The 26,719-nt window shown below is 33.0% G+C and carries 26 protein-coding genes; 14 read left to right on the plus strand and 12 right to left on the minus strand.

Annotated elements, in window-relative coordinates; translation table 11 throughout:
- Positions 1 to 6: 6 nt before the first annotated feature.
- Positions 7 to 498: a CvpA family protein gene (locus tag HMPREF1052_RS02165; RefSeq protein ID WP_040596165.1), complete on the minus strand. Its 492-nt coding sequence runs from the start codon at positions 496 to 498 to the stop codon at positions 7 to 9.
- Positions 499 to 683: 185 nt separating this feature from the next.
- Complete coding sequence (gene yfbV / locus HMPREF1052_RS02170; protein ID WP_005758924.1) at positions 684 to 1,124, minus strand: terminus macrodomain insulation protein YfbV; 441 nt, start codon at positions 1,122 to 1,124, stop codon at positions 684 to 686.
- 222 nt (positions 1,125 to 1,346) lie between these two features.
- Here yfbV and HMPREF1052_RS02175 point away from each other — a divergent pair, with 222 nt between their 5' ends.
- The 10 genes from HMPREF1052_RS02175 to HMPREF1052_RS02220 all read left to right on the plus strand — a co-directional run bounded on the left by HMPREF1052_RS02175 (position 1,347) and on the right by HMPREF1052_RS02220 (position 13,270).
- Positions 1,347 to 2,567, plus strand: a complete 1,221-nt coding sequence (locus HMPREF1052_RS02175; protein WP_005758809.1) for an acetate kinase — start codon at positions 1,347 to 1,349, stop codon at positions 2,565 to 2,567.
- 67 nt (positions 2,568 to 2,634) lie between these two features.
- On the plus strand, positions 2,635 to 4,773 hold the full coding sequence (pta, locus tag HMPREF1052_RS02180; protein WP_005759202.1) for a phosphate acetyltransferase: 2,139 nt from the start codon (positions 2,635 to 2,637) through the stop codon (positions 4,771 to 4,773).
- A gap of 411 nt (positions 4,774 to 5,184) precedes the next feature.
- The gene (locus HMPREF1052_RS02185) at positions 5,185 to 7,086 is read left to right on the plus strand and encodes an FTR1 family iron permease (RefSeq protein WP_005759013.1); all 1,902 of its coding nucleotides are present in this window, start codon (positions 5,185 to 5,187) and stop codon (positions 7,084 to 7,086) included.
- Between the two features lie 163 nt (positions 7,087 to 7,249).
- Positions 7,250 to 7,774 carry an iron transporter gene (locus HMPREF1052_RS02190; protein ID WP_040596188.1) on the plus strand — a complete coding sequence of 175 codons (525 nt, stop codon included), beginning with the start codon at positions 7,250 to 7,252 and terminating at the stop codon, positions 7,772 to 7,774.
- A gap of 188 nt (positions 7,775 to 7,962) precedes the next feature.
- Entirely contained in the window at positions 7,963 to 9,354 is a 1,392-nt protein-coding gene (locus HMPREF1052_RS02195; RefSeq protein ID WP_040596167.1) for a Fe-S-containing protein, read from the plus strand.
- On the plus strand, positions 9,354 to 10,661 hold the full coding sequence (locus tag HMPREF1052_RS02200) for an ABC transporter permease (RefSeq protein ID WP_005759255.1): 1,308 nt from the start codon (positions 9,354 to 9,356) through the stop codon (positions 10,659 to 10,661). Before HMPREF1052_RS02195 ends, HMPREF1052_RS02200 begins: the two co-directional genes overlap by 1 nt.
- Positions 10,648 to 11,805 carry an ABC transporter permease gene (locus tag HMPREF1052_RS02205; RefSeq protein WP_005758873.1) on the plus strand — a complete coding sequence of 386 codons (1,158 nt, stop codon included), beginning with the start codon at positions 10,648 to 10,650 and terminating at the stop codon, positions 11,803 to 11,805. Before HMPREF1052_RS02200 ends, HMPREF1052_RS02205 begins: the two co-directional genes overlap by 14 nt.
- 1 nt (position 11,806) lies before the next feature.
- The gene (locus HMPREF1052_RS02210) at positions 11,807 to 12,478 is read left to right on the plus strand and encodes an ABC transporter ATP-binding protein (protein ID WP_005758951.1); all 672 of its coding nucleotides are present in this window, start codon (positions 11,807 to 11,809) and stop codon (positions 12,476 to 12,478) included.
- The gene (locus tag HMPREF1052_RS02215) at positions 12,468 to 12,956 is read left to right on the plus strand and encodes a TlpA family protein disulfide reductase (protein ID WP_005758882.1); all 489 of its coding nucleotides are present in this window, start codon (positions 12,468 to 12,470) and stop codon (positions 12,954 to 12,956) included. The genes HMPREF1052_RS02210 and HMPREF1052_RS02215 overlap by 11 nt, the downstream gene beginning before the upstream one ends.
- Before the next feature lie 5 nt (positions 12,957 to 12,961).
- The gene (locus HMPREF1052_RS02220) at positions 12,962 to 13,270 is read left to right on the plus strand and encodes a c-type cytochrome (RefSeq protein ID WP_005759158.1); all 309 of its coding nucleotides are present in this window, start codon (positions 12,962 to 12,964) and stop codon (positions 13,268 to 13,270) included.
- A gap of 108 nt (positions 13,271 to 13,378) precedes the next feature.
- Here HMPREF1052_RS02220 and HMPREF1052_RS02225 read toward each other — a convergent pair whose 3' ends face one another.
- The 6 genes from HMPREF1052_RS02225 to HMPREF1052_RS02250 are packed head-to-tail and all read right to left on the minus strand — an operon-like array spanning position 13,379 to position 19,370.
- Entirely contained in the window at positions 13,379 to 14,488 is a 1,110-nt protein-coding gene (locus tag HMPREF1052_RS02225) for a lytic murein transglycosylase (RefSeq protein ID WP_005759063.1), read from the minus strand.
- Positions 14,489 to 14,509: 21 nt separating this feature from the next.
- On the minus strand, positions 14,510 to 15,319 hold the full coding sequence (locus HMPREF1052_RS02230; protein ID WP_005758927.1) for a glycosyltransferase family 2 protein: 810 nt from the start codon (positions 15,317 to 15,319) through the stop codon (positions 14,510 to 14,512).
- Positions 15,320 to 15,321: 2 nt separating this feature from the next.
- Positions 15,322 to 16,206 (minus strand): glycosyltransferase family 2 protein, encoded by an 885-nt coding sequence (locus HMPREF1052_RS02235; RefSeq protein WP_005758782.1) that lies wholly within the window; start codon positions 16,204 to 16,206, stop codon positions 15,322 to 15,324.
- A complete protein-coding gene (locus HMPREF1052_RS02240; RefSeq protein ID WP_005758935.1) occupies positions 16,206 to 17,393 on the minus strand; it encodes a hypothetical protein in 1,188 nt (395 codons plus the stop codon). Before HMPREF1052_RS02240 ends, HMPREF1052_RS02235 begins: the two co-directional genes overlap by 1 nt.
- Complete coding sequence (locus HMPREF1052_RS02245) at positions 17,393 to 18,166, minus strand: glycosyltransferase family 25 protein (RefSeq protein WP_005759156.1); 774 nt, start codon at positions 18,164 to 18,166, stop codon at positions 17,393 to 17,395. Before HMPREF1052_RS02245 ends, HMPREF1052_RS02240 begins: the two co-directional genes overlap by 1 nt.
- 1 nt (position 18,167) lies before the next feature.
- Entirely contained in the window at positions 18,168 to 19,370 is a 1,203-nt protein-coding gene (locus HMPREF1052_RS02250; protein ID WP_005759076.1) for a lipopolysaccharide biosynthesis protein, read from the minus strand.
- A gap of 302 nt (positions 19,371 to 19,672) precedes the next feature.
- On the opposite strand from HMPREF1052_RS02250, the gene HMPREF1052_RS02255 reads away from it, so the two are divergent.
- Together HMPREF1052_RS02255 and HMPREF1052_RS02260 are read left to right on the plus strand one after the other, a co-directional pair.
- Complete coding sequence (locus tag HMPREF1052_RS02255; protein ID WP_005759038.1) at positions 19,673 to 20,422, plus strand: YdcF family protein; 750 nt, start codon at positions 19,673 to 19,675, stop codon at positions 20,420 to 20,422.
- Positions 20,423 to 20,646: 224 nt separating this feature from the next.
- Positions 20,647 to 21,450, plus strand: a complete 804-nt coding sequence (locus tag HMPREF1052_RS02260) for a class I SAM-dependent methyltransferase (protein ID WP_005759035.1) — start codon at positions 20,647 to 20,649, stop codon at positions 21,448 to 21,450.
- A gap of 292 nt (positions 21,451 to 21,742) precedes the next feature.
- Here HMPREF1052_RS02260 and HMPREF1052_RS02265 read toward each other — a convergent pair whose 3' ends face one another.
- The 3 genes from HMPREF1052_RS02265 to msrB are packed head-to-tail and all read right to left on the minus strand — an operon-like array spanning position 21,743 to position 23,866.
- On the minus strand, positions 21,743 to 22,219 hold the full coding sequence (locus HMPREF1052_RS02265) for a redoxin family protein (RefSeq protein WP_005759110.1): 477 nt from the start codon (positions 22,217 to 22,219) through the stop codon (positions 21,743 to 21,745).
- 17 nt (positions 22,220 to 22,236) lie between these two features.
- Positions 22,237 to 22,887 (minus strand): cytochrome c biogenesis protein CcdA, encoded by a 651-nt coding sequence (locus HMPREF1052_RS02270; RefSeq protein WP_005759251.1) that lies wholly within the window; start codon positions 22,885 to 22,887, stop codon positions 22,237 to 22,239.
- Between the two features lies 1 nt (position 22,888).
- Positions 22,889 to 23,866, minus strand: a complete 978-nt coding sequence (msrB, locus tag HMPREF1052_RS02275; protein WP_370446579.1) for a peptide-methionine (R)-S-oxide reductase MsrB — start codon at positions 23,864 to 23,866, stop codon at positions 22,889 to 22,891.
- Positions 23,867 to 24,116: 250 nt separating this feature from the next.
- Between msrB and HMPREF1052_RS02280 the strand changes: the two genes are divergently transcribed.
- Positions 24,117 to 24,686, plus strand: coding sequence for a sigma-70 family RNA polymerase sigma factor (locus HMPREF1052_RS02280; protein WP_005758802.1), 570 nt, complete (start codon positions 24,117 to 24,119; stop codon positions 24,684 to 24,686).
- On the plus strand, positions 24,686 to 24,874 hold the full coding sequence (locus tag HMPREF1052_RS02285) for a zf-HC2 domain-containing protein (RefSeq protein ID WP_005759036.1): 189 nt from the start codon (positions 24,686 to 24,688) through the stop codon (positions 24,872 to 24,874). Before HMPREF1052_RS02280 ends, HMPREF1052_RS02285 begins: the two co-directional genes overlap by 1 nt.
- A 129-nt stretch (positions 24,875 to 25,003) precedes the next feature.
- Here the strand turns inward: HMPREF1052_RS02285 and HMPREF1052_RS02290 are convergent, their stop codons facing one another.
- On the minus strand, positions 25,004 to 26,473 hold the full coding sequence (locus HMPREF1052_RS02290; RefSeq protein WP_005759131.1) for a YdgA family protein: 1,470 nt from the start codon (positions 26,471 to 26,473) through the stop codon (positions 25,004 to 25,006).
- Positions 26,474 to 26,719: the final 246 nt, after the last annotated feature.

The following is a 26,719-nucleotide window of genomic DNA, read 5'->3' on the forward strand; positions in this document are numbered from 1 at the left end:
ATCCTCTTATTTACCTAGGGTTGAGTTTAAGAAACTTGAGTTTGCTTGCAACTGTTCGAAGAACCACTCAACAATAAAGCCAAAATGTGGAATCATTTTCGATTCTTTCCATAACTCACTTTGGTCTAAATTGGTGAAGGTATCAACGAAAAATAACAATGCTGCGACAATTAATACGCCACGTAAAAAACCAAAACACGCACCTAATACGCGATCTGTGCCACTTAATCCTGTTTTATCAACAAGTTGCCCTACCACATAATTGATAACGGCTCCCACAATTAAGCTCAGAATAAACAAAATACCAATGGCCGCTCCATTACGGATATATTCTGATTCAATTTGAGTTAATAAATTTGCCAAATAAGGATAAAACTGACTTGCGATAATAAATGCAACTACCCAGCTGGCAAGTGACATTACTTCTCGGACAAAGCCACGTAATAGGCTCACGACGATCGAAAAAAGGATAATACCGATGATAATATAATCAATCATTAATAATTCTCTAAAAAACAATACGTCTATTTTTTCTGTGCTATTCTACCGAATTTTACAAAAAAGAAAACGTTTGCGTAAGTTAAATTTTATTTACCCAGTCATAAAATGACCACCAAATGTATACTATACCATTGTTCTATCTTAAGCTAAACAGCCATTTATGGTTAAACGCTCTATCAATACTAAAGTGTATCCCAGAATGCTGTATTTTTGGATTTATCAATTTTAGCTAATAAATTAGCTAAATCTTGATACGTTGGAGAAGTTATTTGTGACGTTGTCATATTTTCTTTATTAAATTGATTAGAAATTTCAAAAAATTTGACCGCACTTTGTGGAGGAAGCTTAGTTACAGCACGTTTACCTAGCCAATATAAGCCTTGTATAGGAATACACAAAGCTACGATTGCAGATATTACAGCTATCGCTAATGAAAAATGATCATGTTTTGCATAAAACTGTTGCCAAACAATAGAGAACACGGCAACGAATGGCATCGCCTTTTGTGCAAATTGAGTGGCTTTAATAATCCGATTTTCAGGAAAAATAATTGATAATTTAGGCACTAATGGCCAAGTTTTCAAGTAAGTCTGTCCTTGAGATAACGTAGAAAAAAAGCCCATATCATATTTATCCTTAACAAAATAACTCATTCCTATATTGTATAATAATTAATTAAAAATTGAATTATTTTGACTTAAATCGTTTTTTTAGACGCTTCATAATTTATTTTATGCTTCAAAAAGTGTATCCTACTCGCTATTATCATTAAGATATATGAGTGTTCGTTCTTCTATGAGCGAATATCCTTTTAAATCTGAAACCCACAATATGATAGGTTATTTATGTCTCAAAAATTAGTTCTTATCCTTAACTGCGGTAGTTCTTCATTAAAATTCTCTGTGTTAGATCCTAAAACTGGTGAAGAAAAATTGTCTGGTCTTGCTGAAGCATTTTTCCTAGATGATGCTCGTATAAAATGGAAACTCCATGGAGAAAAAGGCAATGCTGACTTAGGTAAAGGTGCTGCTCATAGTGAAGCATTAAACTTCATCGTAAATCATATTTTCCCATTAGACCCGACTTTAAAAGAAGGGATTGTTGCAATCGGTCACCGTATTGTACACGGCGGTGAAAAATTCACTTCTTCTGTTGTTGTAACAGATGAAGTAGTGAAAGGTATTGAAGATGCTATTCAATTTGCTCCACTTCATAACCCTGCTCACTTAATTGGTATTAAAGAAGCATTCAAAATTTTCCCTCATTTAAAAGATAAAAATGTGGTGGTTTTTGATACAGCATTCCACCAAACTATGCCTGAAGAAGCATATTTATACGCTATTCCTTATAGCTTATATAAAGAACACGGTATTCGTCGTTATGGTGCACATGGTACAAGTCATCTATTTATCACCTCGGAAGTTGCTAAACGTGTCAACAAACCAGTAGACCAAGTGAATGCTATTATTTGTCACTTAGGTAACGGTGGTTCTGTCTCTGTTGTTCGTCATGGAAAATGTATTGATACATCAATGGGGTTAACTCCATTAGAAGGCTTAGTAATGGGTACTCGTTCTGGTGATATCGATCCAGCAGTAGTGTTCTTCCTATGCAAAAACTTAGGTATGACAATTGAACAAGCTGAAGAAGTCCTCGTGAAAAAATCAGGGCTTTTAGGTTTAACTGAAGTAACCAGTGACTGCCGTTATGCTGAAGATAATTATGATGATGCTTCTAAACCTGAAGCAAAACGTGCATTAGAAGTATATAGCTATCGTTTAGCAAAATATATCGGTGCTTATATGGCTGTTTTAGGTGATGATCACTTAGATGCTATTGCATTCACTGGTGGTATTGGTGAAAATTCTGCTCATGTGCGTGAATTAGCTTTAGCACACTTAAAATTATTTGGTATCAAACTTGATAATGAACGTAACTTAGCCGCTCGTTTCGGCCATGAAGGCATAATCACAACAGATGATTCTGCATTCCAAGCCATGGTAATTCCAACAAACGAAGAATTGGTTATCGCTCAAGATACCGCACGTCTTTGTATTAAAGATTAATTAAATAATAAACTGCCGAATAAATCGGCAGTTTCTTTTTTCAACAATTAACATTCTAAGGTTTATTATGTCACGTACTATTATTCTTGTTCCAATCAGTGCAGGCGTAGGACTAACTAGCGTTAGCCTTGGTCTTATTCGTTCTTTAGAACAAAAAGGAACAAAAATTGGTTTTATGAAACCTATTTCACAACCTCGCTCTGGTGAAGATACTCTTGACCGTACAACTTCAATCGTTCGTAACAGTGCAACCATTGAAACAAGTGAACCGGTCATGCTTAGTGAAGCTGAAATTTTAATTGGTCAAAACCAGACTGATGTTCTATTGGAAAAAATTGTCGCTCAATATCAAAAAGTTAATAAAAACAATGATATTGTTATTGTTGAAGGTTTAGTGCCAACTCGTAAAAATACTTATGCCAATACGGTAAATTACGAAATTGCTCAAGCATTAGATGCTGAAATTATTTTAGTTGCTTCACCTGGTGCAACCACCCCAACACAATTAAAAGAGCGTATTGAAACAGCAACTGCTGCGTTTGGTGGTAAAAACAACCCTAACTTATTAGGTGTTGTGATTAACAAATTTAATGCTCCTGTTGATGAAACTGGTCGCACTCGCCCTGATTTAACTGAAATTTTTGATTCATTCCAACACAGCCAAAATAAAGTGAAGGAAGTCTATAATTTATTTGAAAATAGTCCAATTAAAATTCTAGCGATTATCCCATGGGCGCCAGAACTCATTGCTAGTCGTGCAATTGACTTAGTGAAACACTTAGGTGCATCTATCCTTAACGAAGGAGATATGAACCGCCGTATTCGTTCAATTACTTTCTGTGCAAGAACATTGCCTAATATGTTAGAACACTTTAAGGCAGGTAGTCTCTTAGTTGTTTCTGCGGATCGTCCTGAAGTATTAACTGCTGCCGCACTCGCTGCAACCTCAGGTATCGAACTAGGCGGTATCTTATTAACGGGTGGTTATAAACTAGATTCTCAAGTCAAAAAATTATGTAATCCAGTATTTGAAAATACTAAGTTACCAGTATTCCGTATTGAAGGTAACACATGGCAAACTGCATTAAGCTTACAAAATTTTGATCTTGAAGTACCTGTTGATGATAAGGAACGTATTGAGAATATCCAACAATATACAAGTGAACATTTTGATGGAGATTTTATCCATTCATTAGCATCAGCTTCAGCACGTGCTCATCGTCTATCGCCTCCAGCCTTCCGTTATCAATTAACAGAATTAGCCCGAGCAGCTAAGAAACGTATTGTTCTCCCTGAAGGAGATGAACCTCGCACCATTAAAGCTGCGGTACTTTGTGCTGAACGTGGTATTGCTGAATGTGTACTTTTAGCCGATCCAGCTTCAGTGCGTTGTGTCGCTGAATCGCAAGGAGTACAATTAGGTAAAGGAATCACTGTTATCAATCCTAACGAAGTACGTGAAAACTACGTAGCTCGTCTAGTTGAATTGCGTAAAGCCAAAGGAATGACTGAAGAAGCAGCTCGTGAGCAATTAGAAGATACCGTGGTTTTAGGCACAATGATGTTAGAAGCAAATGAAGTTGATGGTTTGGTTTCTGGTGCAGTTCATACTACTGCAAATACAATTCGTCCACCAATGCAAATCATTAAAACAGCTCCAGGTAGCTCAATTATCTCTTCTATTTTCTTTATGTTGCTACCTGATCAAGTCTTAGTTTATGGTGACTGTGCAGTAAATCCAGATCCAAATGCAGAACAATTAGCAGAAATTGCTATTCAATCTGCAGAATCTGCTAAATCATTTGGTATTGAACCGCGTGTAGCAATGATTTCTTATTCTACTGGTACATCTGGCTCAGGTGCAGACGTAGAAAAAGTGAAAGAAGCAACTCGTATAGCACAAGAAAAACGACCAGATCTATTGATCGATGGCCCATTACAATACGATGCAGCTGTTATGGAAGATGTTGCACGTTCTAAAGCACCAAACTCTAAAGTTGCAGGGAAAGCTACAGTGTTTGTATTCCCAGACTTAAATACAGGTAATACGACATATAAAGCTGTTCAGCGTTCAGCTGATTTGGTTTCAATTGGTCCAATGTTGCAAGGTATGCGTAAGCCTGTTAATGACCTTTCTCGTGGTGCATTAGTTGACGACATCGTATATACCATCGCACTAACAGCGATTCAAGCCACTCAATGCTAATGGCTTAATAAAATTTTCTAAAATAAAACCGCACTTTTTAAGTGCGGTTTTTTATTGTTTAATAAATTCATCATATTTTAGACAAAAAAAAGTGCCTTAGGAAAGGCACTACTCGGAAAGCAAAATATTAGGCTATTGCTATAGCACTTATTTTTATTGCTGGTTAGCATAATCAATATTTATTACCCCTTCAATTATCAGTTTCTTATTTTGTGATCTAGCCCACATAATTATGCTAAATATCTAATTTAATTCATTTAATTATTTATATTCTAATCAAGAAAATAATATTTTTTAGCTATTTTTTGTTTTATATCATATTAATAGGAACTCTATCTTGATTTATACAATAATAGGTGCATAATGCACTGAGATGATAATCAATCTTATTCAATTTAAGGTACATGGTATATGAATTTCTACCGTTCTTTAATTCTTCTACTATTTTCTTTCTTTATCAATACAGCCTTTGCTGACAATTTCAACAGTTTTGTTGATGATATTAAAGGGCGTCTAGATAAAACAGCCAATTTATATCAGCAACAAAATATTGATGAAGCCAGAACTGAGGTTCAAATGGCTTATTTTGAAGTTTTTGAAAATCTAGAAGGTCCAATTCGCATCAATTTCTCTGCACAAAAAAGTTATCAAATGGAAGCAACTTTCGGAGAAATTCGGAAAATGATTGGTGAAGGTAAATCACTAGATGAGGTTCAGACAAAAATAAATGGTTTGAAAGCTGATCTTGATGAAGTATTACCCGCTTTGAATGCTGGTCATCAATTAAATGCTGAAGGTCAACATGGTGCTTATGATAATCAAGAAATTGCTCCTTACTGGCAACAAAGTTTTAAAACTATTGATGATCTGATTGCTGATGCAATTAGCAGTTATCAAAAAAATGATCTGGCTACGGCTAAAACACTTTTCCAAAAAGCGCAATATGATGGCTTTAAAAATTCTGAAATGGAAATGTCTATTAGACAAAATAGATCAGCTAGTATTTCTGCGGATATTAATCAACAATTTTATGATCTTATTCGTTTAAGTGAACAGCCTAATCAATTAGAGGCGATCGCCTATCAAGCAACTACATTGCTTCAGTCTATAGAAGAACAACTCCCTCAATTACCAACAACTCGTGACAGCCAAATAGTACAGTCATCAGATACTAAAAATGTTCAAGATACAGCATCTGAGCAAGATTGGGCAGCCGTGAGCAACGAAATTAATCAACGTATCCAAAAAGCGATTAAGACTTATAGTAGCGGTGCGGCTAAAAAAGCTATATTAGATATCCAAAATACTTATTTTGATATCTTTGAGAGTACAGGTATGGAGAACAAAGTGGGTTCTCGTGACTCTAATTTTAAAACGCAATTAGAGGGTTACTTTACTCGTTTAGTAGGACTAATGAAAGCCAATGCAAGTACTGAACAATTACAAGAACAAGCTTCTGGCTTAAGCAATGATCTAAGCAAGGCAGTCACTATGTTACAGGGCAATAACCAAAGTGATTGGGGAATGTTCCTCTATAGTTTATTGATTATTGTACGGGAAGGCCTAGAAGCTTTATTAATTGTTGCTGCAATTGTTGCTTATTTAGTAAAAAATAATCATCAAGATAAATTACCGACTATTCGCCAATCTGTCTATGTTGCCTTAGCAGCCAGTTTAATTACTGCTTGGTTATTCCAGATGATTTTTGAGAATTCTGGTGCAAATCGAGAATTACTTGAAGGCTTTACAATGATTATTGCGGTATTTATGCTTTTCGGTATGAGTTATTGGCTATTATCTAAAGTAGAAGCCCAAAACTGGAAACGCTACCTAGAAGGCAAATTATCTACCGCTTTAACAACTGGATCTGTCATTGGTCTATGGTTCACCAGTTTCTTGGCTGTATATCGAGAAGGTGCTGAAACGGTACTATTCTATTATGCACTTATTGGTGATGCTTCAAGTTCAAGTAGTTATTTTTACTTATTAGCAGGTTTCTTAGTTGGCGTCATTATCCTTGCCATCTGTTACTTTATTATGCGTTATACCGTTGTTAAATTACCATTAAAACCATTCTTCCTATTTACAGGTGGTTTTATGTATCTAATGGCATTTGTTTTTGCTGGTAAAAGTATTCTTGAATTAATTGAAGGAAAATTATTTGAACCGACATTAATATCAGGATTACCTGAAATTTCTTGGTTAGGTATCTATCCTTATGTAGAAACCTTAACACCACAGATTATTTTAGTGATTGCTGCCCTCTTTGCATTATTCTATATGAAATATCAAAGTAAAAAGCAATCATCATAATTAAGCCTTAATCGCTCGGTCATTCGGCTCCCCAACTGAACCGCCCGAGCGACTTACATATATTGTAAGAAAGCTGAAACCGCGGTTAAGCTGGGGGGATTTGTACTTATTTTTAGCACTAAAAGTAAGAAAAATTCAATCAATAGAAAGGAAAAATCCTATGATGAAAAAAACATTTTTAGCCACTGCGCTATTAGCAGGTGTTTTCGCGTCTACATCAGCATTAGCTTTCCAAGAATATCCAATTGGTGAAGCTCAAACCATGAATGAAATGGAAATTGCTGCAGTATATTTACAACCTGTGGATATGGAACCTCGTGGTATGGGATTATCAGCTAAAGATTCTGATATTCACTTAGAAGCTGATATTCATGCAGTGAAAGGCAATAAAAATGGCTTTGGTGAAGGTGAATGGATGCCTTACCTAACGATTAACTATACTTTAGTCAATACAGATACAAACCAAAAACAAGAAGGTACTTTCATGCCAATGGTGGCTGGTGATGGTCCTCACTATGGTGCTAATGTTAAAATGATGGGCGCAGGTAACTATAAATTAACTTATCACATTGATCCGCCACCAAAAGCAGGTATGCACCGTCATACAGATAGCGAAACTGGTGTTGGCCGTTGGTGGAAACCATTCGATGTAAGCTATGAATTTAAATTCACTGGCATTGCTAAATAAAATACATTGATTAGATTATTTATCTAATTAATATTAACTCACGCAAGTATGGAATTTTGCCATACTTGCGTTTCCAATTTTAGAAAGTCATTTTCATTTAAAAAATTTTCTAAAATAATACCGCACATTAGGTGCCAGAATTTAAATTCTACATTTAAAATTACTATGCTATTGATGTGGAACGGCTTATGACGTACTTCTTTACTTTTTTACTACAAACACTGTTACCAACAGCTTTACTGCTTAGTTGTAGTTGGTCTATATTTCCGACGCTTAAAATAAAAAAACTTATTGGCTTAAGTTTAATTGCCATATTTTTAGGAATGATATTAGCGACTATTTTACCGAATAATCAAACGATAACATTAACTATTAACATTATAATGCTAATTTCGGTTCTACTCTTTTGCATATGCCAATTATTTAAATCTCAACAACTCAATAGCCTTTGGCATTGCATTTTACTCATTCTAGCAAGTTATATTTGGGCAAAGGATCCTAGTATCAAAGGCATCACTAATACAGATGTGATTAATACGGACTTTATCCTTCACCTAAGTGCAATTATTCTTGGTGTTATCTTTTGCTTTTTTCTCGCATGCTGGTTTTATATTTTAATTCAACAGTGCAAAAAAGATAAAAAACTAACCGCACTTTCAAGCTTATTCCTCATTGCTTCAGCAATAATTATCTTAATACCTGTAATTGGAAACCTCATTTTAGGTTTAATGAAATTACAAGTTATTGAACTGACAAAATTCCGCTTAAGCTTTGTAGCCAAATCGGGCAATTTATATCACTTTTTTAATTATATCTATGCATTACTGCTCTTTATTGTTCTTATTTTGTTTGGTTGGAAAGTACATCATCAACGTCGTTTTAGAATGAATAATGAAATGCAGCCGATTGAAAAACGTAAAAAAACGGCTTCATTCCAACATACTAAAAAGACCTTGCTATGGGGAATCCTGAGTATTCTAATTATGATTAGTACTCAACTTTATTGGGATAATATAGCCTCTCGCCCACCACAACTTTCAGAAGCTATCAAAGTTAGTTTAGACTCAGAAAAAAATGTTCATATTCCTATTGAACAGGTAAAAGATGGACGTTTGCATCGATTTGTATGGATTGCTGATGATGGTAAAGCTATACGCTTTTTATTAATAAATCGTCAACCAGATAAACTTAGTTTTGCTCCTGTATTTGATGCTTGTTTATTATGTGGTGATCAAGGCTATGTTATGCAAGATAATCAAGTTGTTTGTGTCGGTTGTGGTGTTCGCATTTTTACCCCATCAATAGGTAAAGAAGGCGGTTGTAACCCAGTGCCAATTGCGGATTGGCATCAAACTGATACAGATATTGTGATTAGCAAAGCTGGGCTGCTTGAAGGCATTAATCTATTTACAACTATTGTGGAAATTCCCGTTGTTGACCCTGTGGATGGTTCTAAATTAACTAATAAAAAAACTGAATTTAAATACAGTTATGAAGATAAAACCTATTTCTTCTCTACAGAAGAAAATTTAGAACGTTTTAGAAATACCCCTGAAAAATATATACAAGAGGATAAATAATGCTAACAAGAATGTTATTTCAATCTTGGAAACACAACCTCAAACGAAAATTATTAGCCATTATTACTATCTTCTTGGCGTCTGGATTAGTTTCTGCATTACTTGCAGTGTCAATTGATATTGGCGATAAAATGGCTAAAGAATTGAAATCTTATGGTGCCAATATTCTGATTGAGCCCACAAGTAGTGCTATTCTGCCTGAAATATCAAACGGTAATACTTCACTTTCTAGCCAAGATTTTATTGATGAAAAAGAATTACCTAATGTGAAAGATATTTTCTGGCGTAATAATATTGTTGGTTTTGCACCGCAGATTAATGCCGATGTGATGGCGAATGGAAAAGATAAAATTAGTATTTTAGGCACTTTCTTTGATCATTACATTGCCATTCCTGATGAAGAAGATTATCACACTGGGCAAAAAATTATTAGCCCCTATTGGTCAATCAAAGGTGAATGGGTAGATGATAGCCATAACCAATTTGCTGAGTTTATACCTGCTTTAGTAGGTACACAATTAGCAAAAACTCAAAATTGGGAAATTGGTGATCGGGTGTCATTAAATTACCAAGGTGAACAAAAAGAAAATACTTTACAAGTGGAAATCAAAGGCATTCTTTCCACTGGAGGCAATGAAGAGCAACAGTTAGTTCTTCCTCTTAGTGCAGTACAACAATTAGTCGATTTACCTGGAAAAGTACAATCTATTAAAGTTTCCGCATTAACTGTTCCTGAAAACGATCTTTCACGTAAAGCTCGTACTAATGTAGATGCCTTAGATGCTGCTGAATATGATCGCTGGTATTGTACAGCTTATGTTTCTTCTATTTCACATCAATTAGAAGAGGCTATCTCAGGCGTGGTTGTTCATCCTATTTGGCAAGTCGCCGCTTCTGAAGGTGTCGTTATTGGAAAAATTCAATTATTACTTGCTGTAGTAACTGTTGCAGCACTAATAGCTGCCGCAATGGGAATTGCCTCATTAATGACGACAACGATTATTGAACGCAGTAAAGAAATAGGTTTAATGAAAGCTTTAGGGGCTTACCAATGGCAAATCGTACTTCTTTTTTACTGTGAAGCAATTTTAAGTGGCTTAATTGGCGGAATATTGGGTTGTATTGCAGGCTGGGGATTAGCGCGATTTATTGGTGATGCCTTATTTGGTGTACCACTTAGCTTTGCTTGGATTGTCATCCCTTGTGTTCTAGTGTTGGCTATTCTTATTGCCTTAATTGGTACTTGGTTCCCTGCTCATCGTATTGCTCGTTTATATCCTGTCGAGGTGCTTTATGGCAGACAATAAACAAAAATTTATAAAAAATAACCGCAGTATGTTTTGGCATCTAATCTTTAAAGCTTTACGTTTACGCTTACAGCGAGTTTTAATTATCTTTGCAGCACTGACTGTAGGTGCTAGCATCGTTACTGCTATGGCAGCCGTATATTTTGATATCAATACTAAAATGAGCCAAGAGCTACGTACTTTTGGTGCCAATTTTTATGTTGGTCCTAATGCCAGTGGAGTGATTAAAGAATCTCAAATCAAAGCTATTCTCCACCATGCTCCTGAAGGTTTGATTAATGCAGCGAGTCCTTATCTTTATGGCGTTGTCCGTAGTGATTTAGAGAAAATTGTTATGATGGGAGTATGGTTTGAAGATATGCAAAAACTTGCTCCATACTGGCAAATTACAGGGCAAGCAATTAATGTTAACTTCGATGATCGAAATGCAATGATTGGTAAAACATTAGCTGAACGATTAAATATCAAAGTTGGCGATAATATTACCCTCAGTAAAAATTCAGTAGAAAAAAAACAATTCAAAATCAAGGGCATTGTTGAATCAGGCGATATCACTGACAATATGTTGATTGTCAGTTTAGAATTTGCACAAGACTGGTTAGAAAAAGATGGAATGGCAAGCAATGCGCTATTTATTGTCAAAAATGACCAAGGACAAGTAGCTCAATTTGCACAAAATCTACAGCAAAAATATCCTGATTTAGATATCCGCCCTATTTTAAAAGTATCCGCATCTGAAGGACAAATTCTTAATAAAATTAAAGGGTTAATGGGGTTGATTTCATTAGTGATCTTAGTATTAGCAACATTATGTGTAAATACGACTCTCATCGCTATTGTGGGTGAACGGGCTAAAGAATTCGCGCTACAAAAAGCTCTCGGAGCCAAAGGCAAAGATATCACCAAACAAATTGCTACAGAAATATTGATTATCGCTATTGCAGCTATTGTGACAGGGTTAGTTATTGGTTATATTCTCGCACAAATCTTAGGTATAACTGTATTTAAAGCCCATATTGATATGCGCCTCCCGGTGATCCCAATTACCATTGCCCTCTCACTTTTAGTCGCGTTTATTGCAGTCATCATACCGACACATCGTGCATTAAATGTTGAAATGGCTAATGTTTTAAAAGGTGAATAATATGACAAATAATGTAATTGAAACGCAACATTTATATAAAAAATTTGGTCAAGTGACCGCTCTAGAAGATATTAATATTCAAATTGCTGAAGGTGAATTTATCTCAATTATGGGCGCATCAGGTTCTGGCAAAACAACGTTAATGAATATTTTAACTGGTTTAGATACAGCTTCTGAAGGTAAAGTAATTTTAGATGGTATAGATGCGGCACAACTGGATGAAGTTGGACGTCAACGATTCCGAGCTGAAAAAATTGGGCTAATATTCCAACAATTTCACTTAATTCCTTATTTGACTGCATTAGAAAATGTGATGCTAGCCCAGCATTATCATAGTGTTGTAGATGAAGATGCGGCTAAAGAAGTATTAGCACAAGTAGGCTTAGAACATCGAATTCATCACTTGCCTAGCCAATTATCAGGTGGTGAGCAACAACGTGTATGTATTGCACGAGCTTTAGTAAATCAACCTCCGGTAATTTTTGCTGATGAGCCGACAGGTAACTTAGATGAAAAAAATGAGCAAATTGTATTAGAATTACTACAATCACTCAATAAACAAGGTCGCACCATAGTTATGGTGACTCATAACCCTGATTTAGGAAAACTCACTCACCGAGTGATTTATTTACAACATGGTAAATTTTTAAGAGAAGAAAAAAATGATATTTAAAGCCCGACTCTATCATTGCTTATTTACTGCAATGATTTTAGCTTGCTCGGCATGTAATGAACAACATGCTCAAATTGGCTCTACTGCACCTGATATTGCCACTTATGATATGCAAGGTAAGGAGACCAAATTATCTGCATTACAAGGCAATAAATTAATTATGGTTTTTTGGTCGAGTACTTGTGGTGTATGCGTAAATGAATTAAAGGAAATGGAAGCATTGCTCCATGACAATCCTCATCATATCCAACTTTTAGCTATTAATGTGGATGGCGAAAAAATAGATCTCGCGAAAGTTATTGAAAAACGTAATCTCAACATTCCAATTGTTCGAGATCAGATGAAAATCACCGCAGAACGCTATGCTGTTAAAGGCACTCCTACTTCCTTTATTATTGATGAAAATGGAAAATTACTTTCAAAATATGAAGGATTAGTGCCTAAAGACGAATTACAAAAACTCTTTAATCAAGGTTAAAAATCATGAAAAACTCTACCAAAATTTTCCTATTTTCAACCGCACTTTTCACCTTAGCTTTTAATGCCTATGCTGATATCGACAAAGGTAAACGGCTTTATAAAATGAATTGTGCAACATGTCATGGTTCCAATGCCGAAAAATCTGCATTTGATCAATCCAAAGTGATTAAGCAACTCAGTGCTGAAGAAATCATAGTTGCATTGCAAGATCGTAAAGCTGGTAAAATCGAAGGTGCTGGAAATAACATCAAAAGCCGTTTGAATGAAGCACAAATGCAAGATCTTGCAGAATTTATTCAAACCTTAAAATAATAAAGTGCGGTTAAAATATTAAAAATTTTGACCGCACTTTATAGCTTTCATTTTTCTTTTATCACTCACTAACATGAGCTTAAAATACTTATTTTGTGCTTGAAGAAACTAAAAACCAACATTCTGCTTAATACGATCTGCAAACATTCCAACACTTAATGCGTAGTAATTTGAACGGTTCCAATTTAAAATAGTACGAAAATTATTCGATACTAAAAATGCTCTTCCAACCTCTTTATCAGGGCGAACAAGCCACAAATCAGTAGATGTTAGTGCATTCCATTTATTCGCTTCATAACCATTCTTTAAACTTATTCCTAAGGCTTGCCACTCACTCAGTGAACGAGCTTTATTCTTTTCTGTGCCAGCAACTGAAAGGTCAATATATTGAGCTAAATCGACTTCAACACCCCAAGGCAATTTATCATTCCAACCTACGGTATGAAGATAATTGGCAATAGAAGCAAACACATCATTTTCATTTGACCAAATATCTGCTTTGCCATCATTATCACCATCAGCAGCATAATTTAAATAAGAAGTCGGCATAAATTGTGTTTGTCCCATGGCGCCCGCCCAAGAACCTAACATTTGATAACGAGTGAGATGTCCACGATCAAGCATTTTCATCGCATTAATAAATTCTTTACTGAATAAATCTTCACGACGTCCATCAAAAGCTAAAGTTGCTAAAACAGATAACACATCAAAGCTACCTTGATAATAACCAAAACTACTCTCCATTCCCCACAAGGCTAAAATAAATTCTTGCTGTACACCAAAGCGTTGGCTCGCTTGCTGTAATGGATTTCGAATATCCCAATAATTCTCTTCTGCTTTATCCACTTTAGCTTGTGTTAGATGTTTAGTGATATACTCTGTCACCCCATTCGGATTCGGCGGTAAGGGAGGTTGATTTTTTCGTCTAGCAGCATTACCTGCTTGTTTTTTATCTAAATCTACCGCACTTTGAATATAATGAATATTTTTCTGTGCGCTTAATGTAGCAATAGAAACACCTTGACCTGCTGCTTTACGCTTTAAGAAATTCACATAATCAGTAAAATTAGTCAAACTTCTTGAATTATGATAAGTAGCTGACGCTGATAATGGACTCAAATCTTCGGAAGAATTGAATACATTTTTATTTGAATTAGAAGAACAGCTTGCCAATAATAGACAGGCAACTAAAGCTGTTAATTTAACTGTTAATTTCATTCATAAACCCTAATATTAATTCTATTTTCTCATCAATTTATAGATTATTTTTAATAACCCAACAGGCATTAATCTTGGCAATGTTCGCATTAAGAAAGTTATAAACCCAGCCACGGTGCTTTGAATTTTTAATGACTGTTTAAGCTTATATAATTTCCATTCACTTTTTGCATAAATTAACCCACGACGACGACCAATCATCGCATCTCCATTGGTACGGGCATAAAGTAAAACCTCAGGTAAATTACCTACCCTTTTCCCCGTAGCAATAATGCGATTCCATAAATTATAGTCTTCTAAGAATAAATGGTGCTGATAGCCCCCGACTTCATCCAGTAAAGATTTACGATAAGCGACCGTCATATGATTAAATGGGGAACGAACTTTATTAAATTCAACAATTTCTTCATAAGAAGTTGGAACATTACGCACACTGGTAATTTGTGTTGGATCTTGATCAAATTCTGCAATTTGAGTACTGAACATCACCACATCAGGATGTTGTTCAATATAAGCCACCTGTTTTGCAAAACGTTTAGGATAACAGATATCATCAGTATCCATGCGAAATATCCATTCATTACGACAATGTTTGATACCTTCATTAAGTGCTTTACCTAAACCTAAATTTTGCGGTAATGGCACAATATTTAATGGAAGTTTATCTTTGAATCGATTCACTTCTGATTCCAATTCTGGCGTAATTGGACCATCAAATACTAAAACTATTTCATCAGCGGGATAAGTTTGGGCAACCAAACTTTCTAAACATTCTGATAAAAATCTAGGATTTTCTTTGATATACAAAGACATTAACACTGAAAATTTCATTTCTAAATAAACCGTTTTAAGTTAATTGCTAATTTCGGAGATAATAAGGAAACAATGGCAACTGCCAGTTGTTTAATATTTAACGTTTCTAAGAAGATTTTAAAATAATAGACTGCTGCTTTACGTGATAATGACATCAAATATGGGAAAGCAAGCATATTAAATCCATTGATTTTAAAGTTCTTTTGTTGTTGTGATGTTGTCACATATCGTTGTTCAATACTTTTAATTGCCGATTCAGTATTGTTTACATTTTTAGATACACTTGCCACTTTACTATAGAAAAAACAACGAGTAAGAGGGAGTTCAACATACAAAGGTCTGAAATTATCTTGCTGCACTAATTTCAATAGGAATTCATAGTCTTCTAAAGCTAATAAATCTGTAGAAAGCCCATTCACTTGTTCATAAAGTGATTTTTTAATTGCCATCATTGGCATTCCACCCACTTTATTCGCTCTCAATAGATTATCTAAAGTAATTAACGATGTATCTGCGAAAGGTTTTGTGAAATAAGTGAAATTTTCATTCACCATTACGCATTCTGCTGGGTGATACACAAAATTAGCATCAGGATTTTGCGTAATACGTTGAGCTAATATTTCACATTTCTCTGCTGCAAAACGGTCATCATCATCTAAAAATAATAACCAATCATAATGAGCCTGTGTGGCACCATAATTACGGCTTTGTGATGGACCTGAGTTTTTTACATTACGTAACACCGTTATAGGAAATGAATAAGAATTATCTACTTTGACCGCTTCTGGTGAACAGTCGTCTACGATAATTACTTCAAAATTATGCATAGTCTGCAATTCTAAGCTTTCTAATAAGCTCGGAATCTGTGCATTACGGTTATAAGATGGAACAACAATACTAAACATTATTTTCTCTCAACTATGATATTTTTTCCTTTACTACCAAATAAAGAAATAAACATTAAAAATACAAACATAATCCCTGGATAGGCATAAGTATCCGCTTTTACATTTAAAATACTTAATACAAATAAAGTAGATAAAATAAATTTCCAGCTACCTGCAAACCAGTTATCAGCAATACGTTTGATAAAATAGGCAGTAAATAAGAAACAGATCAGAATATAACCTACTCCACCATATAAAGCTTGACGGACAAAACCTGAATCAGAGCCACCATAATAGCTACGTGTGGCATTTTCTTGGACATAATATAATCCATCACCCATAATTAATTGTTTGATTTCGGGCATGAATAAATGCTTATGCAATAAAGTGTCAGAAGATGAACTTAATTGACTTCCACCATTGATAATATTGATTACGATCTCCAAGGCATGGGCCACATAAGGATGATTAGGATAGAAATAAGCGAAAGCTAAAACCAATATCGCAAATAATAAAATAGCAGGGATATATCGCACTTTAAAATATACAACTAAACTAATCACTGAAAAAATAAAGAAAGTACGACCTGAAATTAAGCCAATAAATAAGATGAGGAATATATAAATAGCATTTAAATTTTGCTGTTTTTCATTATAGGCTAATAAAAAATGCAAGAGCATTAAGTAAAATGCACTTAATTGGAAAAATGCAGATGAGGTAAAGTTATATAATCTATATTCCTGTTCAGAACCAATAAAACGAGATAGCTCTCCTCCCATATCTGAATTAGTTCCCAAACTCACAGCAATAAACAAAGGAATTCCTGCTAATGCCCCAAAGCCTAAAATTGATTGCAAACTAATACCAAATTTCAAATCACGGATAAGCTGGCTATCCGCATTTTGATGAGCATAAAGCACATTATAAATAATGATGCCTAATACAAAAATAATGGCTAACTTGACATACATACTGATTACACCAAATTCAGTTGTACCATTAATTAAAATAGGAATGAAGGATAATATAATTAAAGCTGCACATACCATTAGACTATCTATTGGAATAATCAATTGCTTAATTTCTTTTTTGAACCATTTATAAGCAAACCAAAGTAACATTAAAAATCCAGTTAACAGGCTCATACGAAGTACATGCTGTAGCCAAGGATCATAAATATAAAATAAATTAACTAACGCAGACATTATAGATTTCTCTTAATTGCTAATAGTTTTTTAAGTGGATATTTAAGCACTTTTTTAAATAAATTATTATTTAATGAGCCTCTTAATCCTTGTAAATTACTGGCTAAATTTGGATTTTCAATCACTAATAATGGACGAATCACTAAACTATCAATATTGAATTTATCTTTGAATAAAATAAAGTCATCGGCGAGCCAAAATGGCAAATGTCCATTAGTCATTTGAGTTAAGAATTTACGGGCTGCTGCTTTAGTAATTAAATAAGATACTGTACCCGCAAAGTAATTTTTATAAGGGTAAGAATAAGTGTAATCGGTACCATACACTTTTTTGCGTAAAACGCTTAAAGTCACTGGATAATTTATTTCTAAATCCGCATCATTAAAAGATAAAATCTTTGATTGACCAGTTAAGATAATATCTGCACCAATATTCTGTTGAATAATAGCATCAATATTTTTATGAAAACCTGTAGCAAATAAAGCATCATCTTCACAAATTAAGGTATATTCTTGTTCACCAATAGTTTCATCATTAATGATTTTTTCATAAATGGTTAAATGGCTTAATGTACAGCCAATTTCACCTTTGGTAACATTACGACCATAATATTGACCAAATTTAATAATATCGAAAATATTACCAAGGCTAACAAGATCTTTTCCCATAGTATTTATGGCATTAAATACTTCAAAATCCGCTGTATCAGGTTGTGAGAAAAATAATTCACGTCGTTGTACATCTTTTTCTAAAGAAATTAAAAATTTTTTCATTTTATACCGCACTTTTTTCTGGAGTTAGCTCAGTAACTGGATATTTAAAATAGTAAATAATTGAAATGACTAATCTTGTAAGGCTTGAACCAATAAAGGCATAAGCTACGCCATATAATTGATAATCTTTTAATAGATAAAACAAAATCACAAATACCGCTATTGCAATAATTTGTCGTGTAAATAATAAAACTTGCTTGCCAAGCAATAGCATATTTTGTGACAGCACCCAAGATAATCCTGCAATAATGGAATTAATAATAAACCAGATTAAGACTGGTGCGACTTCTACATATTTAGCACTAAAGAAGAACTTAATCACGGGTTCTGCAAGTAATGGAACTAACACTACTGCGCCAACACTCATTAAAGCAATCAACACTAATACCGACTTAATTCTATTCATATTATTCAGTAGTCCTGCATAGAAATAATCAGCTAACATATTAATAAATTTTGTTAATAATGAATCAAAAGCAATACAAACAGTATAAAGCCCCAATGTATAGTTGCCTAAGAAAAACATAATCATAAATTTATCTAAACTTGAAGTGGTTGCCCCAAAAATCTGTAACAGATTTTGCTTGAACCAAGTTTTTAGAAAAAAATTACGATTAATTGGTTTAATCTCGTTACCCACTTTAAAATTTTTATTAATATGAGCAAGAAAGTAAATGCAAGCGAGCGCTTGAATAAGACTAAATAATGTTAATAGATAAATAACAATATCTAAGAGTTGTTCTCCAAAAATAAAATAACAAAGCCCATAAATAGAAACTAATAAAATAGGTTGCTGTAATGTTAATTTTCGATAAATACGCAAATTGGCATCGATTTTACTTTTTTCTAAAGTCATTGTAAGAATCGCTGTAAGCACAACATTCAAGACAAACAAAAGATGAAAATCCGTAAAATCAAAGCAAATTAATCCAAGGGTGGCAATAATACTCGCAAACACTAAAAAAGCGATAAAATAAGTCTGCCAACCTTCATATTGTTTTTTACGCATTGATAACGCCAAAGCAAACCCAGAACCGCCCGTAGCAACAGTTACTGCATAAGAAACAGAAGTAATAAATAATTGATGTAAACCTCGGTCTTGCACAGATAATAATCGTGCTAAAACAAAGGAACTAACCATTGTTAGTATTAAACTTAAAACGGTAACAAATACTAAACGTACTAAATTATTATTGATGCTCATACTTTTGGCTATAGACTACATTATCCATTGGTTATATTGCTATTCTCACCATAAGCACAATCTAACTGTCTAATTATTCTAATTGACAAAAATATGGCAAAATATTAGCTAAAGTTTTTATTAGAGCAATGCTTTATGAAGTAGATAATACCTAGCAAAAAGCTATTGTCTAAAATATAGTTAAGTTGCTTATGATAGCATTTAGTCTATTAAACTTAAATAAGTGTGAACGCTTTAGACATTGCATTTAAAAAATAATTTATGAATAATACAAATAACCTCAAAAATACTTAGGAAATATTATGTTTGAATTAACCAAATTAATCACAAGTATCCTACTTCCACCTTTTAATGTGATTATTCTTTTAATTTTTGCTTTTCTTTTTATTATTATCGGATTAAAAAAACTTGCCATCCTATGTGCGCTTTTAGGTTTAGGCATTCTCTATATATTTAGTATTCCCTATACCACGCAATTACTAAGTGATAGTTTGGTACAAGAAGATAATTTATCTATTGAAGATTACCGAAAAGCCCAAGCTATTGTGGTCTTAGGTGCGGGATTAAGAGATAGTAAAGAACTTTATAATAATATTACTGTTCCTGGTGTTGCATTAGAACGTATGCGTTATGCAACTTATCTACATAAAGAAACAGAATTACCAATTCTTATTAGTGGTGCCAGCCCAAATGGCAACTCAGAAGCCAAAGTAATGGGACAAGAATTTTTTACCTTCTTCGGAATACAACCAAAATGGCTTGAGGAAAAATCGACAAATACTAAACAAAATGCAGAATATACGAAAAATCTATTTGTATTAGAACATATTAATAAAATTATTCTTGTCACTAACCAATGGCACATGCAACGAGCTAAATTGCTTTTTGAACAACAAGGTTTTGAAGTTTTACCTGCCAGTGTGGGATATGGAAAAACCCCTAACAGCTATGGGTTAAACTATATGCATTTTATTCCACAAGGTGGTGCCATAGCCGATAATATGCAACTATTAAAAGAATGGTTAGGATACTTAAAAGAAAAACTATTCTAAAACCAAACTGCGGTAATTTTTGGGAAAATATTATTTTTGATAAAAAATTGAATTGCAATAAATCATGCTCCAAAGGAAGGGGCTTCCTAGTTTTTTTGCATTATAAAAAACCTGAAATCATATTAAATGTCTTACTTAATATAAATAATTAGATTCGTTTAATATTCATAAAAAAGAGATATGTCATTATTGAGTTTAGTTTAATTTTTTGTCGGAGGAATAAAATGAAGCTGACATTGAACTCGGTTGGTGAAACTGCTTTAATAACCTTATACGCTAAAGCGATGGATTATAAATCAAAGAATTCTGTTCTAAAAGATCAAATCTCATGGGAGCTTTATTGTAAAATTGATTATGATTTTTCCAAGTTAAAAAATAAGTGGCTCTCCTATTATGGCATATTAGGAAGGGCGAAGACTTTTGATCAAGAAATTAGGAAATTTATAGAAGCTTCCCCAAATTGTATTATTGTTTCCTTGGGTGCAGGATTAGATACTGAGTTTTATAGAGTTGATAATGGACAAATTGATTGGTACAACATTGATTTTCCTGAAACTATTATAGCGAGAGAAAGTCTATTTGATAAACATCCTAGAGTTCATAATATTAGTAAATCGATACTGGATCCGAGTTGGGTTAATGATATAAAAACAGAAGGACGAAATGTTTTATTTATTAGCGAAGGGGTTTTGATGTATTTGACAGAACAAGAGGTGAAGTTTTTGTTGACTACTTTAACGGATTCCTTTGATTACTTTACAGCCTATTTTGATTTACTTTATAAAGGCATGGTAAAGAAAGGTAAGCATCATGATGTGGTAAAAAAAATGAATGTAGACTTTCTTTGGGGGAGCACTGATGGTAGCGAAGTGGTAAAATTAAATCCTAAAATTAAGCAAATAGGCTTTATTAATTTTACTCATAATATGATGTCTTTAGTGAGTGGCTGGAAAAAATTATTTTACCCTTTTATTTATATTTTTAATAATCGTATGGGCTTATATGAATATAAAAATAGTAGTAAGTGATAATATAAAACATATTTGTATAAAAAGAGAATGTTCAAAAGTTCAATAAACGAAAAAATAGAAGCTTTATATACAAAAGCTAAAGGCTAATCTGGCAGCCATGTTTAAAATCACCGTGACTGTCAGATTAATTTCAGCGTATTTACTCTATCCTATATTTAATAAGATGGTTGTAATGAATAAAATATGAGAGTTTCCTTTTGAATTTAGATTTAATTTTATACCTATATTCCAAACAAGAAACTCTCAATCTTTATAACAAATTATCAGTTCAATTCTATAATTAGGCACATCACATTATAAAATATCCCGCAATTTTTTTACTTTCCAAATGCCCTGGAATCGTTTTCTTTAGGTTAAGAGCATCATCCAATATCAGATTAAATGGATAGCCTTTAACTTTGGCTTGTTTGATAAGTTCACCACTTTCATCTAATAATACAGTAATATTTTTATAATCTAGCCCTTTATACCATTCAATAAATTTTTCTGTTGATTTTTCTCCTTTTTGATTTGGTGAAACGATAGTAATAACTTCAAAAGTTTTATTGGGTTCTGCACTAAGCTCATCAATTTCCGCTAAACCTGCTAAACAAATTGGACACCATGATGCCCACATTTTTATATAAAGATTTTTTCCTTTATATTTATCTAAAGTAACTATGTTGTTATTAAGATCTTTTAATTGAATGCCACTCATATTTTTTTCTGTATCTGCAAAAGCATTAAGGCTAAATAAGATAGTAATTAATCCAAGTAATTTTTTCATTTTGATTTTCTCCTATACTACATAAAAATATGCAAATTATTAGTTATCAATAAAACGCCCATTAAAATAATGAGTAACCCACCGAAAATTTTAAATTTGTTTAAATGTTTATTTAATAGCTTTACTCTTTTTAATAATTCATCTGAAAAGAATGAAAAAATGATAAAAGGTAAAGATAATCCTAATACATAAACAAACATCATTGCTCCACCATAAAGTGCTGAACCTTCATCACCAGATAAAGCTAATACGGATGCTAAAATAGGTCCTATGCAAGGCGTCCATCCTAGACTAAACGTTAATCCTAATACAAAGGCTTCAAATGAAGAACTTTTTCCATTGGTTTTAATTTCAACTAATTTAGTTTTTTCTAAAAAATTTATTTTGATAAGACCTAACTGGTGAATACCTAAAATTATTACGATAACTCCCGCAATAATTCGAGTTACATCATTCAATAATAAATCACCTAAAAAACCGAAACTAAAGCCTAAACTAACAAATGTGAGTGATAATCCCATAATAAATAGGAAGGTATTTAATACTTTCTTACCACCTTTACTAAGTATTCCAAAATAAATTGGTATAATTGGGAAAATACAAGGTGATAAAAAAGAAGCCAATCCTGCTAAGAAAACACTACTGATAAGTAAATTCTGCTCTAACATCTTATTTACCCTTTACTAGATTAATTAAATAACCATAATTTTCTTTTTCCATCTGGGATAATGGGATAAATTTGATAGACGCACTGTTAATACAATAACGTAAACCGCCTTTATCTTTGGGACCATCATCAAAAACATGCCCTAAATGAGCTTGACCACTACGACTTAATACTTCTGTTCTTAGCATATTAAAGCTGGTATCTTGCGCATAAGTAACTACATTTTTATCGATAGGTTGGGTGAAACTTGGCCAGCCACATCCAGAATCATATTTATCTGCTGAAGAAAATAACGGTTCTCCCGTAGTAATATCAACATAAATTCCTGGTTCTTTATTATCCCAATATTCATTACTGAAAGAATGCTCAGTATTTTTCTTTTGTGTAACGCTATATTGCAGCGGCGTTAATTTCTCTTTTAATTCTGCATCACTAGGTTTTGGATAATCTTTCGGATCAATAATGATATTATTCGCTTGTTCTAAATCTATATGGCAGTAACCATTCGGATTTTTTTTCAAATAATCCTGATGATATTCTTCTGCAAGAACGTAATTTTTAAGTGGTTCAACTTCAACCTGAATTTTGTCTTTATATTTTTTTTGTTGAGCCTCAATCTCTTTCAAAATAATTTCCTTATCTCGTTCATTTTGATAATAAATTCCTGTGCGATACTGTCTTCCACGATCATTACCTTGTTTATTAACACTTGTTGGATCAATAACTTGAAAATAATATTTAAGTAATTTTGATAATGAAACCTTGTTAGCATCATAAGTAATTTTTACAGTCTCAGCATGATCTGTTGCTTTTATGAGATGATAATTTGTCTTATCTGTTCTACCATTGGCATATCCTGAGGTAGCATCTTTTACGCCATATATTTTTTCCATATATGCCTCGATTCCCCAAAAACAGCCTCCCGCTAGGTAAATGCTACGAATATCTTCAGATTCTGATTGATACATTTTATTCTCCATCGTATTTTTCTTAACATCACTTGCTATAACTGGAAAAGTCAACATACTCATTGTTGATACTAATGTCAGTAAGAATGTAGAGTACTTCATTTTTTTCTCTATCAAAAAGCTCATAGTATTTTCCTTTTTTTGCTAAAATGAATGAAATCTATTAATAAATGAAAGAAAATTCCTCTTTCATTTTATTAGTCGTCATAACAACAAAATTCTGACAAAAATTTTTATTTTTTTTGAAAAAATTTATAACCATATGTTAATAAAAGAAATTTCATCAAAATTTTCTGACAAACAAATCTCAGAAATTCGATCGCAAATGCTAAAATTTGCTCAATTACAATTAAATGACCGTATTTCAGCAGAAGATATGGTACAAGAAGCGCTACTAAGTGCAGTTAAAAATATTGATAATTTTCGCCATCAAGCTGCGTTAAAAACTTGGATTTTCGCTATACTAAAAAATAAGATTATTGACTATTTACGCCAAAAAGATCGCTTTGTTAACGAAAGTGAACTAATTACTGATGAAAATACTAACTCATTTTTTGATGATAATGGGCATTGGCGTAATGAATACTCTCCCACTCGGTGGCAAGAAGATATTGTTTATTCAAAAGAATTCTGGATTTTATTTGAAATTTGTTTAACCAAACTCCCAGCAAAACAAGCGAGAGTATTTATGATGCGTGAATATTTAGATGCATCTTCAGATGAAATTTGCCAAACAATTAATATTACACAAGATAATTTATATACATTAATATATCGTGCAAGATTGCAATTGCAGCAGTGTTTATCTAAAAGACTCAAAGAAGGTGAATAATGAACTGCCAACAAGCCACTAAACTGATTTCAGATTCAAAAGAACGAGAACTTAATTGGCAAGAAAAAATAGGAGTTAAATCACATTTAGTTATTTGTCCTCATTGCCGTAACTTTAAGCAACATTGCGATAACCTCAGTAAACTAATGAAAGATTTTGCAGACGGGAAAATAGATAAGTCATTGTAAATGATATGTAGGAGATCAGACTTGAGCTGACACTTCGACATAAAAAATGAGAGTAACTTGTTTCGATTAAATTTAAAGAAATCATATCAACAAGTTACTCTCGCTTTTATCATAATCTATCTTATTAGATTAATGGTGTTGTAGCATAAGTGCAAAAATCATCATTGAAATATATTCTTCTGGGATCTCATGATCATTTAATTTCAATTTACCATTTTCTAAACGTAAATCTAATTTAACGGATTTCTCATCTTCCACAATAACATTTTGCTGATGTAAATCTTTTATTAATTGATCAATCTCTTGTTGAACTTGTTTATCAGACTTTTCATTTGTCTTCTCGGATAGACTATCAATATAATGATACAAGTTAGCTAAAGCAGATTTATCTACATAAGTACTCCATGATAATTGCTTAAATAAAGATAAAAACTTACCTGATTTTAAAGTTCTATTTAAGTCAACGTTAGCCAACTCAATATTTATATTATGGCTCATTAAACCTTTATCATTTTTAATCGAGAACGGCAAAATTTGCAAGTGCGGTTGATTTTTTAAAATTTCCATCAACAAACTATCAACGGCTTTATTATCCTCTAAGAGCGCAGCATCAGACAATTTATTTAGTGCCGAAGCTAATAAATGCTCAGCCTTTACATTAATTACCACTTCACCTAAATTTTTCTGATTAAATGTAACCGCAGATAATTTATTTTTTGAATCATAATTTAAAAAGCCATCATTCTCGGTAGCTTGATAGGAAAAATTCCATTGGTCAAACTGCATCATTGATAATCCATTAACCTCTGGCTTTTCATAATGGTAACTATATTTTAAATTACCCAATATGCCATCATAATTACCTAAATATAATTTTTGACTATCAGTAATCTCTGCTTGCCCTTTTAAATCTTGCATAGCGATATCCAAAGATTGCAATTTATTTTTAGTTTCATCGCCATATTCAAAGCTTTTTAGTTGTTCTCCTGATAAGGTTATCTTAGCATCTTGCAAACTATAATCGTATTTACCCTCCCCTTCTTTATTCACATCAAACTTTATAGATGCATCTGACCAGCTTGCTTTTATATCATCTGAAGACTCAAATTCACCTGCTGCAATAAATAAAGCACCTTTTAATTGTTGCGCATAAGTTAATGTCAACTCGGTATTAAGTGGGATTTTATCTTTTACTGTATCAAACAAAATTTGTGTTTGTTCATTTTTAACCAATTGACTTGTTTCTGAAAAAATTGCAGGTGTAAAATTAAGTTGACGAACCAAATTTAATGGCAATGGCCCATGGTATAATTTACTTTCAAAAGGCAATTTTCCTTTTTTGTTTTGATCTTTTAAAGAGGTATATTCAATTGCATAATGAATATCTGATGAAAATAAACCGCGTTCAAAGCTTACATCAGTAATTTTTAACTCATAATTTAACTCTTTAACTATATCCAATTGAGATAATTGTTGATTAACTCGATCAAGTTGATATTGATGCTCTGTTTCTGCGGTTTTTCCTGTAAACCATGCACCACCTGTCCAAACCGCCCCCAACGCAATAATCACAGCTGCTGCTAATTTAGATTTATTCATAAAGTTAATTTCCTATTTTTATTCTGTAAGTGATGTTTAAACTATCATAGTTTAAGATTTTTTTCGAGTTATTCATTTAGCATACTGATAAACCAAGCTTTATCATGATTTTTATAATATAGGGCAATATTCAATAAAAAATCTAAAAAATTTTAGTAATCACCCTTGAACTTTATCTGAATGTCCTTATTTATGGTAACAAGAATAAATGGAAACGTTTCTTCAAAAAGAAATTTATCAAAATTG

It is taken from the genome of Pasteurella bettyae CCUG 2042, from assembly GCF_000262245.1.
In the GTDB taxonomy this organism is placed as follows: Bacteria; Pseudomonadota; Gammaproteobacteria; order Enterobacterales; family Pasteurellaceae; genus Basfia; species Basfia bettyae.